Here is a 13,470-nt window from a genome sequence, read left to right as displayed (position 1 = left end):
GTCCGCGTGTTCGAACGCATGGCGCCTGTCCAAAAAAAGTCTACGCAAACTACGGTTCCTGCATCAGGACGACTTTCCCCTACGCAGTAATACCGAGAGCGGGTTTTCCGGGCATGCACAAGGGCGATGCGCAAGCGGTCTTGCGCAGTGCAAACGGCACCATCAGGCACCATCAAGGGGATGGCACCGCAACAGGAAAGATCGTCAGCAGTCTGCCGCTAATGCCTCGTCGGCCAATCCGATCGCATGCAGATCGGAGAAATGCACCGCGTATTTGACGAGCTCGGCGCGCCCGCCGACCTGCAGCTTGCGGCGGACGTGCAGACGATGCGTCTCGACGGTGCGTACCGAGGTGCCGAGCCGCTCGGCGATCTCCTTGTTGGAGTAGCCCTCGGCCACCAGCTTCAGCACGGTGGCCTCCTTGGGCGTCAGCGTCCGGCGCGAGGAGGGAGGCGGTTCGTCGGTCTGCAGGAAGGCCTGCAATTCGGTATTCAGATAGGTGCCGCCCGCGGCGACCGTACGGATCGCTGTCACCAGCTCATGCGCGGGCGCTTCCTTGAGGACATAGGCCGCGACGCCGAGCGCGAAGGCGCGGCGCACGTACTCCGGGTCCTTGTGCATCGACAACGCGACCACCCGTATCGACGGAAACCGCTCGGCGAACCGTGTCGCCAGCTGCAGGCCGTTGGCATCGGGCATGTGAATGTCCGAGACAACCAGGTCGGGACGGCGCTGCTCGGCCAGTACGACGGCGTCCTCCACATTGGACGCCTCGCCGACCACCGTCATTTCGCCGGTGGCCTCCAGGCGCAGGCGGACACCGTCCAGCACGAAGGGATGGTCATCGACGAGCAGCACTCGCAGGTTCGAGGTCATGCAGCAGGGCTCCTTGCAGGGGAACGGTGGCCGGAATGTCGGGCTGGATGCCGGGGCGGCCGTCGGCGCGGATCTCCGCGCGGAAGTCGGCGCGGAAGTCAGCGCGGCTGTCGGACTCGGGCTCGGGCGCGCGCAGCGCCAGCCGTACCTCGACGCGCGTGCCGTCCGCTCCGGTATGGATGGCGAAGTCGCTGCCCTCCAGGCTTTCGATGCGTTCGCGCATATTGCGCAGGCCGATGCCGCCCTTGCGGTCGGCCCGCACCTTCTTCAGATCGAAGCCGCGGCCGTTGTCCTCGATCGTCAGCACGAGATGGCGGTCGGTGCCGGTCAGCGCGATCTGGACCCAGCCGGCGTGGGCGTGGGAGAGGGCGTTGTTCAGCGCTTCCTGCGCGACGCGGAACAGCGCCGTGGCCTGCGCCTCGGACAGCGCCGGTATCGCGCCCTGCTCGGTGAAGCGCAGATCGACGGGGCACTGCGGCCGCAACTGTTCCACCAGCATGCGCAGCGCGGCGGCCAGGCCCAGGTCGCTCAGCAGGGCCGGATGCAGCCCATGCGAGACGCGGCGGATCTCGATCAGCGCCTCCTGCAGGCGGCCCAGCCCCTGCGCCAGCAGTTCCTGCGGGGCGTGGCGCCGCGCCGGCGGCGGGGCGTCGTTCCGGTCCTGTACGGGTCCTTTTTCCTGTTCCTGTTCCAGATGGACCTGCGCCGTTTCCAGCAGGTACTTGGACGACACCAGCACCTGCACCACGCCGTCATGCAGCTCGCGCGCGACGCGGGCACGTTCCTCTTCCTGCGAGCTGACCACGCGCCGAGCCAGCCGGCGCAGCTTCTCGCCCGATATGCGGGAGTTGTGCAGGTTCAAGGCGAGGCCGCCCAGGCTGATCAGCATGATCGATCCGAGCGCGAAGGCGCTGATCCGGATCTGCGTCTCGCGCAGCGTGCGGGCGGCATTGGCATCGAAGGCGGCCAGCTCCCGCTCGATGTCGTCCATGTAGAGACCGGCGCCCAGAATCCAGCCCCATTGGTCGGCGGCCCGCACATAGGACATCTTGGGCGCTTCGGTACGGGAAGAGGGCTTGATCCAGTTGTATCGAACAATACCGCCGCCGGAACGGGCCTTGTTGATCAGCAACATGGCCTGGTCGCTGCCGGCATCGGCCGGATCGCAGAAATCGACGCCCTCGATTCCCATGCTGCCCGGGTTCAGCAGCACATTGCCGAGGCGGTCGTAGACGAAGAAGTAGCCGTCATTGCCGAAGTGCATGCGCGACAGGGCGGCGAGCGCCTGCTGCTGCAGGTCCGCCTCCTCGCCGCTGCCGTGGGCGATGCGCACCAGCGTGGCATGCCCGAGCTCGACGTAGTGGCGCAGCTCCTTTTCCTTGCTGGCCACGTAGACGGCCTGCACCTGCTGACGATCCTGCCGCGAATGGCTGACCATCTGGTACGAGACCGCCCAGGTCACCAATACGAAGACCACCAGCATGAAGGCCGCGGACAGCGCGACCGTTCTCATGCGGATCGTCAGGCTTTGCACACGTGGGGGCAAATGGATCATCGAGGGGGCGCCCAAGAGCCGGTCGTATTCGGGTTCGGCAAGCCGATCGGATGGCCGCCGACGAAACACCGAGGCGGCGCCGCGCAACATGCCGACGCCGCCGAACAAATCGATTCCTCCCAGTTCGATTTATCGAATCAGCCCGCTGCGCGAGTTCGTTGTCCGCGCTTTGTCAGGCTGATTCTCGACCCCTCGTGCCATCGGCGAACAAGGACTGTTCGGTCGACAAGCATGACGAAAGCTATGACGTTTTTTAGCAAAATGCAAGGAACGGGCCAACAGGTGGCAGACCGTGCAACGCAAGCGATGCGCGCCCCGAAAAGCGGCGCGCATGGATCCGAAATGTCAATGCGGGTCGCCATGAAGAACAATGCAGACATGCGGGTCCAAGCGCGGCAAGACGCAGCGAGACGCAGCGAGACGCAGCGAGACGCAGCGAGACGCAGCAAAGGCAATCACCGCGTCGGCGCCGGCACGGCTGCGGCACTGCACGAATACCTTTGGGGGCAGCGCTCGCCGTGCCTTAGCCGCCGTTGGTCTTGCGCCCCACGCTGCGAACCAGCTGCGTGACCCGCGTCATGTAGCGGTCGAAGACCTGATTGGCCTGGGCCTGGGTGTCGATCGGCTGCGCGACGGTGCGGCCCTCGGCCTCGAGCCGGGCGCGGATGTCGGGCTTGGCCAGCGCTTCGCCGATCGCCTTGCGCAGTACCGCCACCCGGTTCTCGGGCGTGCCGGCCTTGACGAAATACCCGCCGCTGATCGTGTACTCGAAGTCGGGCACCAGGCGGCTCTGCGAGATCAAGGGAATGTGCTTGAGCGCCGGGGGCAGGGCCTTCGAGAAGCTGGTCAGGATGCGCAGCCGCCCCTGCTGCTGCATGGCGTCGAAGCTGGACTGGTAGGGCAGGATGGCGAAGTCCACCTCGCCGCCCGCGAGGCCCTGCAGCGCCGGCGCGCCGCCCTTGTATGGCACATGCAGGAAGGTGGTGCCCAGCCTGGCTGCCAGCGCGTCGCCCATCAGGTGGTAGATCGAATCGATGCCGACCGTGGCATAGGTCAGCGGCTTGTCCTTGCCCTGTCTGGCCTGTTCGAGAAACCGGTCGAAGGTCTCCGCCGACAGCCCGCTGCGCACCATCAGCACGATGGTGGCGTCGCTGATCGGCGCGGCCAGCATGAAGTCCTGCGGCTTGTAGCGCGCGGCCGGATTGAGCATCGGCGCCAGAAAGACCTCGTTGATCGAGCCGTGGAAGAAGGTGTAGCCGTCGGCGGGCGCGCTCAGCACCTTGTTGGCGCCGATCAGGCCGGTACCGCCGCCGTAGTTTTCGACGACGACCTGCTGCTTGACCGTCTTGCTGATCGATTCCCCGAAGATGCGGGCGGACGTGTCGCTGGCACCGCCGGCCGGGTAGGGCACCACCAGGGCCAGCGGCTTGACGGGAAAGCCGTCCGCGCGCGCGGGCAGCGCGCCGAGCAGCGAGGTCCCGGCGACAGAGCCGGCATATTGCAGGAAACGGCGGCGATTCAGAGATGGCATCGATGTCCCCGGGGATCGGTTGTCAAACCAGATAGCTTTGTGCCAGGTGCGCCCAGAACGCGGCGCCGACCGGCAGAGCCTTGTCGTTGAAGTCGTACAGCGGGTTGTGGACCATGCAGCCGCCGTCCTCGCCCAGGCCGTTGCCGAGCCGGACATAGGCGCCGGGCCGGTGCTCCAGCATGTAGGCGAAATCCTCGCTGCCCATCACCGGCGGCCGCTCGACCACGTTGTCGGCGCCCAGCAGCCGGATCGCGGCCTGCCGCGCAAATTCGGTCTGCGCGGCATGGTTGACCAGCACCGGATACTTGCGCTCGTAGACCACCTCGCTTTGCAGCCGGAAGCTCTCGGCCTGCGCCGCCACGAAGCCGCGGATGCGTTCCTCGACGAGGTCGCGCACCTTCGGGTCGAGCGTGCGTACGCCGATCTTGATCGTCGCGGTTTCCGGCACGACGTTGTACGTGCTGCCGGCCTGGATGGATCCGACGGTGATGACGGCCGACTTCAGCGCATCGATTTCCCGGCCGACGATCGATTGCAGCCCGAGCACGATGCTGGCGGCGCATTGCATCGGGTCGATGCCGTGATGCGGCATGGCCCCGTGCGCACCGCGCCCGCGCAGCGTGACGGTGGCGCGGTCGAACGAGGCCATGGCCGGCCCGGTGATGAGACCGATCTGCCCGACCGGCAGGCCGGGCGAGTTGTGCAGTGCATAGATTTCGTCGCAGGGAAACCGGTCGAACAGTCCTTCCTCGACCATGCGCAGCGCGCCGCCTTCGTTCTCCTCGGCGGGCTGGAAGATCAGGTTCAGCGTGCCGTTGAAATCCACCGACTCGGCCAGATACCGGGCCGCGCACAGCAGGATGGCGGTGTGGCCGTCATGGCCGCAGGCGTGCATCTTGCCTGCGACCGTGCTGGCATAGGGCAGGCCGGTCTTTTCCTGGATCGGCAGCGCGTCCATGTCCGCGCGGATGCCGAGCGTCTTCTGCCCGCGCCCCTTGGTCAGTTGCCCGACCACGCCGGTGGTGCCCAGCCCCCGATGCACCTCGTAGCCCCAGGCCGCGAGCCGCTGCGCGACCAGCTCGCTGGTCTGGCGTTCCTCGAACGCCAGCTCGGGATGGGCGTGGATGCGCCGGCGGATCTCGACGAATTCGGCCGACAGCGTGGCGATGGACTGCCGCAGGTCGGCAAGGTGGGAAGTATGCATGGCGGTCAGCGAGCGAATGATGCGCACCATTCTGCTTCCATGGACCGTCCCGCATCCATGACAATGATGAACCTAAATCGTTGTATAAATAGCAACATTAAAAAACTCGCGCCGGTGCTTCGGACGGCCCGCCGCGTCGACATGAGGAGAGACGTCATGGAGCATGTGCTGGACCGCAAGCGGGCGCTGTGTTTGCTGCAGATCATCGAAACCGGCACGGTGCGCGGCGCCGCCGAGGTGCTGGAGCTCGATCCCTCGGTGGTGAGCCGGGCCGTGGCCAAGCTGGAGCAGGATCTCGGCGTGACGCTGCTGGAGCGGCGAGGGCGCGGGGTCGTGGCGACCGATGCCGGGCGGCTGCTGGCGCTGTTCGCCCGGCGCCAGCAGGACCTGAGCGATACCTTTCTGGCCGAGATCAACAATCTGAAGAACGCGCAGCGCGGGCACGTGGAGCTGGTCTTCGGCGAGGGCTTCGTCGACCTGGTGCTCGAGCCGGTGCTGCAGGGCTTCCTGCGCACGCACCCCGACGTGACCTACAGCATCCAGGTGGCCGGCACCGACGAAACGGTGCGGCATATCCTCGAAGACCTGGCGCATATCGGCTTTGCCTTCCAGCCGCCCAACGATGTCCGGCTGCGCTCGCACTATTCACGGGTGTCGCCGATCCGGGCGCATGTCCGCAAGGATCATCCGCTCGCGCGCCGGCGCCGCGCGCTGACGCTGGCCGACCTCGCGCCGCACCAGGGCGCCGCGCTTGCCGAATCGTTCGGCGTGCGCAAGCACGTGCAGGCGGCCGAGCTGGAGGAACACATCACGCTCAAGCCGATGCTGGTCACCAACTCGTTCAAGGTGCTGTGGGAATTCGCGGCGATGGGGCTCGGCTACATCCTGACGCCACGTTCGGTGCCGCTGAAGGGGCCGCAGTTCAAGCAGCTGGTGTCGCTGCCGTTGGCCAGTCCGATCCTCAACAACAGCCGGATCCACGTCATTACCCGCGCCGGCAGGCCGCTGTCCCCGGTGGCCGACAGCCTGCTGCGGCATGTGGTCAAGGCCTTCCCGCTGATCTGAGGCTCGGCGCTGCCGCTGCAATGAACGTTGCGCCGGATGCAATGATCTTCCCGTTCTTAATCAACGCTTAATGTCGCCCTGTCATCATCGCGCGCCCAGCGACTTTCCCTACCGTTTCCCATGACAAGCGCCATGGACCTGCTGCTGGTCGAAGACGATCCCATGCTGGCCGAGGTCATCTGCGATGGCGCCCGGCAGAACGGCTGGCATATCGATCATGCCGATTGCGCCGCCGCGGCCCGCGCCGCGCTGGTCGACCATGCGTATTCGGCGGTGCTGCTGGATATCGGCCTGCCGGGCGAGTCCGGCCTGACCGTGCTGCGCGCCATGCGCGCCGGCTACGACGTCACGCCCGTGCTGATGCTGACCGCACGCGGCCAGCTGAGCGAGCGGATCGAAGGGCTGGACGCCGGCGCCGACGACTATCTGGTCAAGCCGTTCCAGGTCGACGAACTGTGGGCCCGGGTGCGCGCCGTGATCCGGCGCAGCCAGGGCAGGGTGGTGCCCGTGTTCAGCTGGGGCGAAATCGAGCTCGACCGCAGCCGCCGCGTGGTCACGCGCGCCGGTGCCCGGGTGCCGCTGAGCGCCCAGGAGTACCGCACGCTGCTGGCCTTGCTCGAACGCCCGGGCCGCGTCGTTACGCGGGAACACCTGGAGCGCGTGGTATACGGCAACGCCAGCACGATCGAGAGCAATACCATCGCGGTGTTCATCCATCAGCTGCGCCGCAAGCTGGGCGAGGGCCTGATCACCACGGTCCATGGCCACGGCTACATGATCGGGGAGTCCGGCGCATGAAGTCGCTGCAGGGACGGCTGCTCGCGGTGATGGTCGGTGTCATCGTGCTGTGCTGGGTGGTGTCGCTGGCCGCGCTGATGGTCTATCTGCAGCACAGCCGCTCCAGTATCTGGGACGACAAGCTGCAGGCCTTCGCCACCCGCATCGTGCGCGCGCTGCCGGCGAACAAGCAGTCGTTCAATCTGGTCGGGCCCGGCCGGGAAGTGCGCGACGACGACCGCGCCAGCGAATTCGACCTGGTGATCCAGATCTGGTCGCAGCGCAGGCTGCTGACCGTGCAGAGCCCGCGTCCCCGCGTGCAGGCCGATACGCCGGTGGCCGCGCTGAAGCCGGACTTCGTGGATGGATTTGCCACGCGTGTCATCGATGGCGAGCGCTGGCGCGTCTATGCCGTCTCCGACAGCACCGGAACCATGCAGGCGCAGGTTGGCATCCCGCACGAGGTCATCAACGCCGAGGTGCGCGAGGCCGCGATGCAGGCGCTGCTGGCCATCAGCGTGCTGCTCGCGCTGGTCGGCGTGCTGTTGTGGCACACCATGCGCCGGTCGCTGAAGCCCGTGGCCGCCCTCGAACGGCTGGTGCGCGATCGCAAGACCTTCGACCTGACACCGCTGCCATCGACCTCGCTGCCCACCGAACTGCAGCCGCTGGTGCAGTCGTTCAACCGCGTGCTGGCGCAGCTCGATCAGGCGGTGGAGAGCGAACGGCGTTTCATCGGCGATGCGGCCCACGAATTGCGCACGCCATTGTCAGCGCTGCAGGCGCAGGTCGAGATCGCGCTGCGCGCGCCGAGCGGCAAGGACAAGGACACGGCGCTGGAAAAGCTGCTGGCCACCGCCAAACGGACGACGCGGCTCGCCGAACAACTGCTCGACCTTGCCCGGCTGAATGCCTGCGGCCAGGCGCCGCACGAACCGGCGGACCTCGGCAACCTGGTGCAGCATGTCGCCAGCGAGTTCGAGGTGCAGGCCGAACTGCAGGCGCGCCGGCTGTCGGTGGAAACGGGCGGCGGCCGCATCGCCTGCAATATCGACGAGATCGGCATCCTGCTGCGCAACCTGGTCGACAACGCGCTGCGGTATACGGCGCCGGGTGGGCGGATCAGGATTGCCTGCGGCACCGCGGGTGCCGGCGATGCGGTCTATCTGGAAGTCGCGGACGACGGGCCGGGCGTGCCGCAAGCCGAGCATCAGGCGATCTTCCGGCGATTCCACCGTGCCAGCGGCAATCGGGTGCGCGGCAGCGGCATCGGACTCTCGCTGGTGGCCACCATTGCGCAATCGCATGGGGCCACCATCGAGACGGGCCGGGGCCTGGATGGGCGCGGCTTTCGCGTACGCGTCGTCTTCGCGCAGGCCGCGCCGGTGGCCTGACGGGGCGGCCGGTCAGAACCGGCGATCAGAACCGGCGATCAGAACCGGTACAGGTAGCCCACCGCCACGCTGGTCATGTTCGAGCGATCGACGATCGGGCTGTCCTTGATCGCCGAGCCCAGTCGCGTCGCGCTGACATCGAGAAACAGCTGGTGATGCCGCGCAAGCCGGTAATCCACCCGCAAGCCCGCGGTCAGGTTCACCGTCGAATCGCCCTGGTATTGCGGCCTGCCGATGCGCGCCTCGGATGCCCTGACGCCGTAGTAGTAGTCCACGTTGTCCGTGCTGAGCCATTGCGCCGCTACGTGGGGCGTCAGCCGGAAATTGCCGTACTGGAAGCCGCGGCTGACCTGGAGGGTGGCCTTGTTCCCGTCGGCCGAACCGAGCCATTCGGCCGAGACATCGGCAATGGGGTTGTGCCAGATCGCCGCCCCACCGAACCAGAGGCGGGCGTTGCGATCGGCCATGCCTTCGAGCGCGGCGGAGTCGGAGGCCTCATAGCCGTCGCTCAGGCCGTAGCGGGTGCGCAGCCGGAACGAAACCGGGCCGAGCGAAGGCAGCTTCAGGTCCGCGGTCAGGCCGGACACGTGCAGCCAGCGGTTTTCGTACGACAGCACGGGAATCGCCCGGTAATCCGTGCCGACGTCGCGATAGGGCTTGCGGCGGGCAGCCGCGCCGACGCCGAGTCCCCATTGCGGTTCGGCGGGCTCGAGCGCGGCGTCGCCGCCCTGGGCCCATCCCTGCGGCGTCCACAGGCTGGCCAGCAACGCGATGGCCGCCGCGGCGGCCGGGGTTCGAAAGGAGGCCGCATGGCGACCGGGTCTTGTTGCGTTCATTCGGGTTTCGTCGGGCAAGAGTCGATCGGAAAGTCAGCAGGGCGGCCGCCGATGGGCGGCGCCTGGTTCCGGCGTGCCGCGGCAAGGGTCCGGCAACGCAGACAAAGGCATCGACCGTCCATGGCGGCCGCAGGGCCGCCATCCGACGTCGCGGGCGCACGCAGGGTAGCGCGCGGAGGGAGCATGGGGATTGGCACGAGGAACCTTGCTGTTTGCTGTGGCGGCCGGCGATGGCCGTCGTCCACGGTTCGAATCGTGCCGAGGTGGGTTTAAGAAGTTATTAGGGCTTGCGGCGACCGATGAGGACCTGCGAGGCCTGCCGCATCCGCGCCCGCTTCATGGCCTGGCGCGGCGGTCCAGGCGCGCGCGGCGTCAATGCCCCGCGCTGAACGCCTGTCTCAGGCGCCGTCGGCATGGACGTCGCGGCCGCCCGTGGCAGCGCCGTCGCTGAACACATCGCGCGTTCCCCCGCGTGCGCCGTCGGTGAAGGGATCGACGTGGCCCTGATGGGCGCCATCCGCGTAGACATTGCGTGCACCGAGACTGCCGGCGTCGATGGCACTCGCGCCCGCCAGGGCGGGCAGGGCGGCCAGGGCCAGGGTGGTGGTGAGCAGGGCGTGCTTGAGCAGCTTCATCGTCAGTGTTCTCCGAAAGGATGGCCGGTAGTGATCGGTAGCGACCGGTGAAGGCAGTCTACGAAGACGCTCGCCACAGGAGCATGACGACCCCATGACAATGCTGTCATTTGGACGAACGCCGCCATCGCCACGCCACCACCACGCCATCGCCACGACCACCCCCGCGCCGTCGCGGCGCCAGCGCGACATGCGTCGCGCGACGTTGCGCCACGCCGCCGCAATCTGACGACGACATGACAAATTTGTCATGATCGGCCGCCGGCGCCGGGATTGCGGTACCGTTACCGTCTTGCCGGCGGTCCGGCGATTCGTTGAATGTCGATGCGTGTACTGATAGTCGAGGATGAACCCAAGGCCGGCGCCTACCTGCACAAGGGCCTGACCGAATCCGGCTTTATCGTGGATCTGGCCCGCGACGGCGTCGATGGCCTGTCGCACGCCCGCGCGCAGCCCTACGACCTGATCGTGCTCGACGTGATGCTGCCCGGCATGGATGGCTGGCAGATGCTGCGAGAACTGCGGCGCGACCAGGACACGCCGGTGCTGTTCCTGACCGCCCGCGACGATCTGGCCGATCGCCTCAAGGGCCTCGAGCTCGGGGCCGACGACTACATCATCAAGCCATTCGCCTTTGCCGAGCTGGTCGCGCGGATTCGCACCATCCTGCGCCGCGGACCGGTACGCGAGAACGAGTGGATCGAGGTGGCGGACCTGCGCATCGACGCGGTGCGCCGGCGGGTCACGCGTTCGGGACAGAAGATCGAGCTGACGTCCAAGGAGTTTGCGCTGCTGCATCTGCTGGCGCGCCGGCGCGGCGAGGTGCTGTCGCGCTCGCTGATCGCGTCGCAGGTCTGGGACATGAACTTCGACAGCAACACGAACGTCGTCGACGTATCGATCCGGCGCCTGCGCGCCAAGGTCGACGACCCGTTCCCGGCCAAGCTGATCCACACGCGCCGCGGCATGGGTTACGTGCTGGACGATATCGCGCGGTAGCGGCCATGCTCGCCATCTCGAAGGCGCTGGCCGCGCGCCTGCTTCCTCAATCGCTGACGGCCCGCATGGCGCTGGCCTTCGGCGCGGTGGCAGCGGCCATCATGGCCGCGATGGGTACCTATCTCGCGTGCGCGCTGTCGACCCAGCTGCAGGAGCGCGACGAGGCCGAGCTGGTCGGCGAGGTGGTCCTGGTCCGGCATCTGTTGTCCGAGGTGGATTCGGAAACCGCCGTGCGCGAGGGCATGCACCGGTTTGCCGATATCGCGCTCGGTCACGAAGGGCTGATCCTGCTGGTGCGCAGCCGGCACGGCGAGCCGCTGGTGACGCTGAACCCGCGCCACGAGGCGGTGCCGCCGCTGAAAGCGCTGCCCGCCGACGTCCATCCCGAACCGTCGATGCTGCAGACCTGGTATCCGCGCAATGGCGTGCCCTCGCGCGCGATCGCCGCGCTGGGCCGGCTCGGCGACACCGACGAGGCCGTGGAGATCGTCGTGCTGCGCGACGCCGGTTACCGCGCGGTGCTGATGCGCGATTACCAGTTCCATGTCTTCTGGGCGACGCTGTGCGCGACCGTCGCCGCCGCGGCGCTCGGCTATCTGCTGGCGCGCCGTGGGCTGCGCGGCCTGCGCAGGATGGCGGAGGAGGCGTCGGCCGTCACGACCAGCCGTCTGGCGACCAGGCTCGATGCCGGCACCGCGCCCAGCGAATTGCGGGAGCTGGCCGACGCCTTCAACGGCATGCTGGCGCGCCTGCAGGACAGCTTCTCGCGGCTGTCGGAGTTCTCCGCCGACCTGGCGCACGACTTCCGCACGCCCCTTAGCAATCTGATCGGACAGACCGAGGTCACGCTGGCCCAGGCGCGCAATGTCGCGGAATACGAGGCCCTGCTGGAATCGAACCTGGAAGAATACGACCGCCTGTCCCGCATGATCGAGAACATGCTGTTTCTCGCCCGCGCCGACCACGCGCAGGTCGCGCTGGCGCCGCGCACGCTGGACGCGCGCGCCGAGGTGGAAGCGGTGGCGGAGTACTTCGAGGCGGTGGCGGCGGAGCGCGCGATCTCGCTGTCGCTGCAGGGACATGCGCCGGTGCGCGCGGACCAGACCCTGCTGCGCCGCGCGCTGACCAATCTGCTCGACAACGCGCTGCGCCATGCGCCGCAGGGCAGCCGGGTCTCGGTGATCGTCAGCGCCGAGCGCGAAGCGACCCGTATTCGCGTCGCCAATGGCGGCGCCGGCATCCCGCCCGAGCGGCTGGCGCATATCTTCGGACGCTTCTACCGCGGCGATCCCGCGCGCAGCAATTCGGCGCACTCGACGGGCCTGGGCCTGGCCATCGTCGATTCCATCATGCGGCTGCACGACGGCCGCGCGACCGTGTCGAGCCGGCAGGGGCTGACGGTGCTGGAGCTGGCGTTTCCGCTGCCGACGCCGTGAAGGAGAGGGCAGCGGAGTGACGGCGCGCCATGAGGCCGCGTCATTGGGCTGCGCCATCAGGCCGCGTCATTGGCCTGCGCTATGAGCCCGCGGTATGAGCCCGCGGTATGAGAGACCGCGGTGCGACCGCGATTACGTCGCGCTGATGCCCTTCGCCTTGACGATGGCGCTCCAGCGGTCGTAGTCCTTGTTCAGGCGCGCCTGCATCTGCTTGCCGTCCTGGAACGAGGCGATCGCGCCGGCCGTCACCAGCTTCTGCTGCAGTTCCTTGTCGTTGGACAGGATGTCGCGCGTTTCGCTGGCGATGCGGTCGACGATCGGCTGCGGGGTATTGAGCGGCGCGATCAGGCCGCCCCACGAATCGAAGTCGAAGCCGCGGAAGCCTTGCTCCGAGACCGTCTTCACGCCCGGCAGCAGCACCTTGGCATTGGGCGAGCTCAGCGCGATCGCCTTGAGCTTGCCGGCGCGGATATGCGGCAATGCCGCCACCACATCGGCGAACATGGTGCCGACCTGGCCGCCGAGCAGATCGGCGACCGCGGGCGCGCTGCCGCGGTAGGGCACGTGCATCATGTCGAAGCCGCCCAGGTCCTTGAGCTGCTCCATCGCCAGATGGCCGAAGCTGCCGGTGCCCGAGCTGGTGTAGTTCAGCGGCGTCTTGCTGGCCTTGGCGAAGCGGATCAGGTCCGCCAGCGTTTCCACGCCCGGCACCACGTTCGGGTTGATGACGATGGCCATCGGCAGCACGTAGACGGTGGCGACGGACTGGAAGTCCTTCTTCACGTCATACGCGCTGTTGTTGTACATCAGCGGGGCCAGCAGCGCCGGCATGCCGAACATCGACAGGTTGTAGCCGTCGGGCGCGCTCTTGATGAAGCTGGCGGTGCCGATCGAGCCCGACGCGCCGGGCTTGTTCTCGATGATGACCTGCTGCCCCAGGCGTTCGGAGAGCTTCTGCGCGACGATGCGCGCGGCGGTGTCCGTCGGGCCGCCGGCGGGGAAGGCCACCACCATCTTGATGATCTTGTCGGGCCAGCCGCTGCGTGCGAGCGCGGCGGGCATCATCGCGGCCATCGATGCGGCGGCACCGGCCTTCAGTATCTGGCGGCGGCTGAGGATCAGCTTGGTCATTGTCTTGTCTCCGTCCATTGAGAGCGTCTAT

12 protein-coding genes are annotated in these 13,470 nt (G+C 67.5%); 5 read left to right on the top strand and 7 right to left on the bottom strand.

What is annotated here, in order from left to right; genetic code table 11:
* Positions 1-204: 204 nt before the first annotated feature.
* The 4 genes from K7G19_RS03150 to K7G19_RS03135 form a co-directional block, all read right to left on the bottom strand.
* Positions 205-876: a response regulator transcription factor gene (locus K7G19_RS03150; protein WP_149315940.1), complete on the bottom strand. Its 672-nt coding sequence runs from the start codon at positions 874-876 to the stop codon at positions 205-207.
* Positions 842-2,389 (bottom strand): cache domain-containing protein, encoded by a 1,548-nt coding sequence (locus K7G19_RS03145; RefSeq protein WP_226105728.1) that lies wholly within the window; start codon positions 2,387-2,389, stop codon positions 842-844. The genes K7G19_RS03150 and K7G19_RS03145 overlap by 35 nt, the downstream gene beginning before the upstream one ends.
* A 565-nt stretch (positions 2,390-2,954) precedes the next feature.
* On the bottom strand, positions 2,955-3,962 hold the full coding sequence (locus tag K7G19_RS03140) for a tripartite tricarboxylate transporter substrate binding protein (RefSeq protein WP_149315939.1): 1,008 nt from the start codon (positions 3,960-3,962) through the stop codon (positions 2,955-2,957).
* 22 nt (positions 3,963-3,984) lie between these two features.
* Positions 3,985-5,166 carry a M20 aminoacylase family protein gene (locus K7G19_RS03135; RefSeq protein ID WP_226106295.1) on the bottom strand — a complete coding sequence of 394 codons (1,182 nt, stop codon included), beginning with the start codon at positions 5,164-5,166 and terminating at the stop codon, positions 3,985-3,987.
* Between the two features lie 156 nt (positions 5,167-5,322).
* Here K7G19_RS03135 and K7G19_RS03130 point away from each other — a divergent pair, with 156 nt between their 5' ends.
* The 3 genes from K7G19_RS03130 (at position 5,323) to K7G19_RS03120 (ending at position 8,402) form a co-directional block, all read left to right on the top strand.
* Entirely contained in the window at positions 5,323-6,231 is a 909-nt protein-coding gene (locus K7G19_RS03130) for a LysR family transcriptional regulator (protein ID WP_149315938.1), read from the top strand.
* 132 nt (positions 6,232-6,363) lie between these two features.
* Positions 6,364-7,029, top strand: coding sequence for a response regulator transcription factor (locus K7G19_RS03125; protein ID WP_149315937.1), 666 nt, complete (start codon positions 6,364-6,366; stop codon positions 7,027-7,029).
* The gene (locus K7G19_RS03120) at positions 7,026-8,402 is read left to right on the top strand and encodes a HAMP domain-containing sensor histidine kinase (RefSeq protein ID WP_226105726.1); all 1,377 of its coding nucleotides are present in this window, start codon (positions 7,026-7,028) and stop codon (positions 8,400-8,402) included. The genes K7G19_RS03125 and K7G19_RS03120 overlap by 4 nt, the downstream gene beginning before the upstream one ends.
* A 38-nt stretch (positions 8,403-8,440) precedes the next feature.
* Here the strand turns inward: K7G19_RS03120 and K7G19_RS03115 are convergent, their stop codons facing one another.
* Positions 8,441-9,238 (bottom strand): MipA/OmpV family protein, encoded by a 798-nt coding sequence (locus tag K7G19_RS03115; protein WP_150083931.1) that lies wholly within the window; start codon positions 9,236-9,238, stop codon positions 8,441-8,443.
* Positions 9,239-9,636: 398 nt separating this feature from the next.
* Entirely contained in the window at positions 9,637-9,873 is a 237-nt protein-coding gene (locus K7G19_RS03110) for a hypothetical protein (RefSeq protein WP_150083932.1), read from the bottom strand.
* Between the two features lie 324 nt (positions 9,874-10,197).
* Here K7G19_RS03110 and K7G19_RS03105 point away from each other — a divergent pair, with 324 nt between their 5' ends.
* Positions 10,198-10,872, top strand: a complete 675-nt coding sequence (locus tag K7G19_RS03105; protein WP_149315934.1) for a heavy metal response regulator transcription factor — start codon at positions 10,198-10,200, stop codon at positions 10,870-10,872.
* Positions 10,873-10,877: 5 nt separating this feature from the next.
* On the top strand, positions 10,878-12,308 hold the full coding sequence (locus tag K7G19_RS03100; RefSeq protein WP_226105724.1) for a heavy metal sensor histidine kinase: 1,431 nt from the start codon (positions 10,878-10,880) through the stop codon (positions 12,306-12,308).
* 132 nt (positions 12,309-12,440) lie between these two features.
* Here K7G19_RS03100 and K7G19_RS03095 read toward each other — a convergent pair whose 3' ends face one another.
* The gene (locus tag K7G19_RS03095; protein ID WP_149315932.1) at positions 12,441-13,439 is read right to left on the bottom strand and encodes a tripartite tricarboxylate transporter substrate binding protein; all 999 of its coding nucleotides are present in this window, start codon (positions 13,437-13,439) and stop codon (positions 12,441-12,443) included.
* Between the last annotated feature and the right edge of the window lie 31 nt (positions 13,440-13,470).

Origin of the sequence: Cupriavidus sp. DB3 (assembly GCF_020418465.1) — a bacterium.
In the GTDB taxonomy this organism is placed as follows: Bacteria; Pseudomonadota; Gammaproteobacteria; order Burkholderiales; family Burkholderiaceae; genus Cupriavidus; species Cupriavidus cauae.
This window is presented reverse-complemented; position numbering and strand designations above follow the sequence as displayed.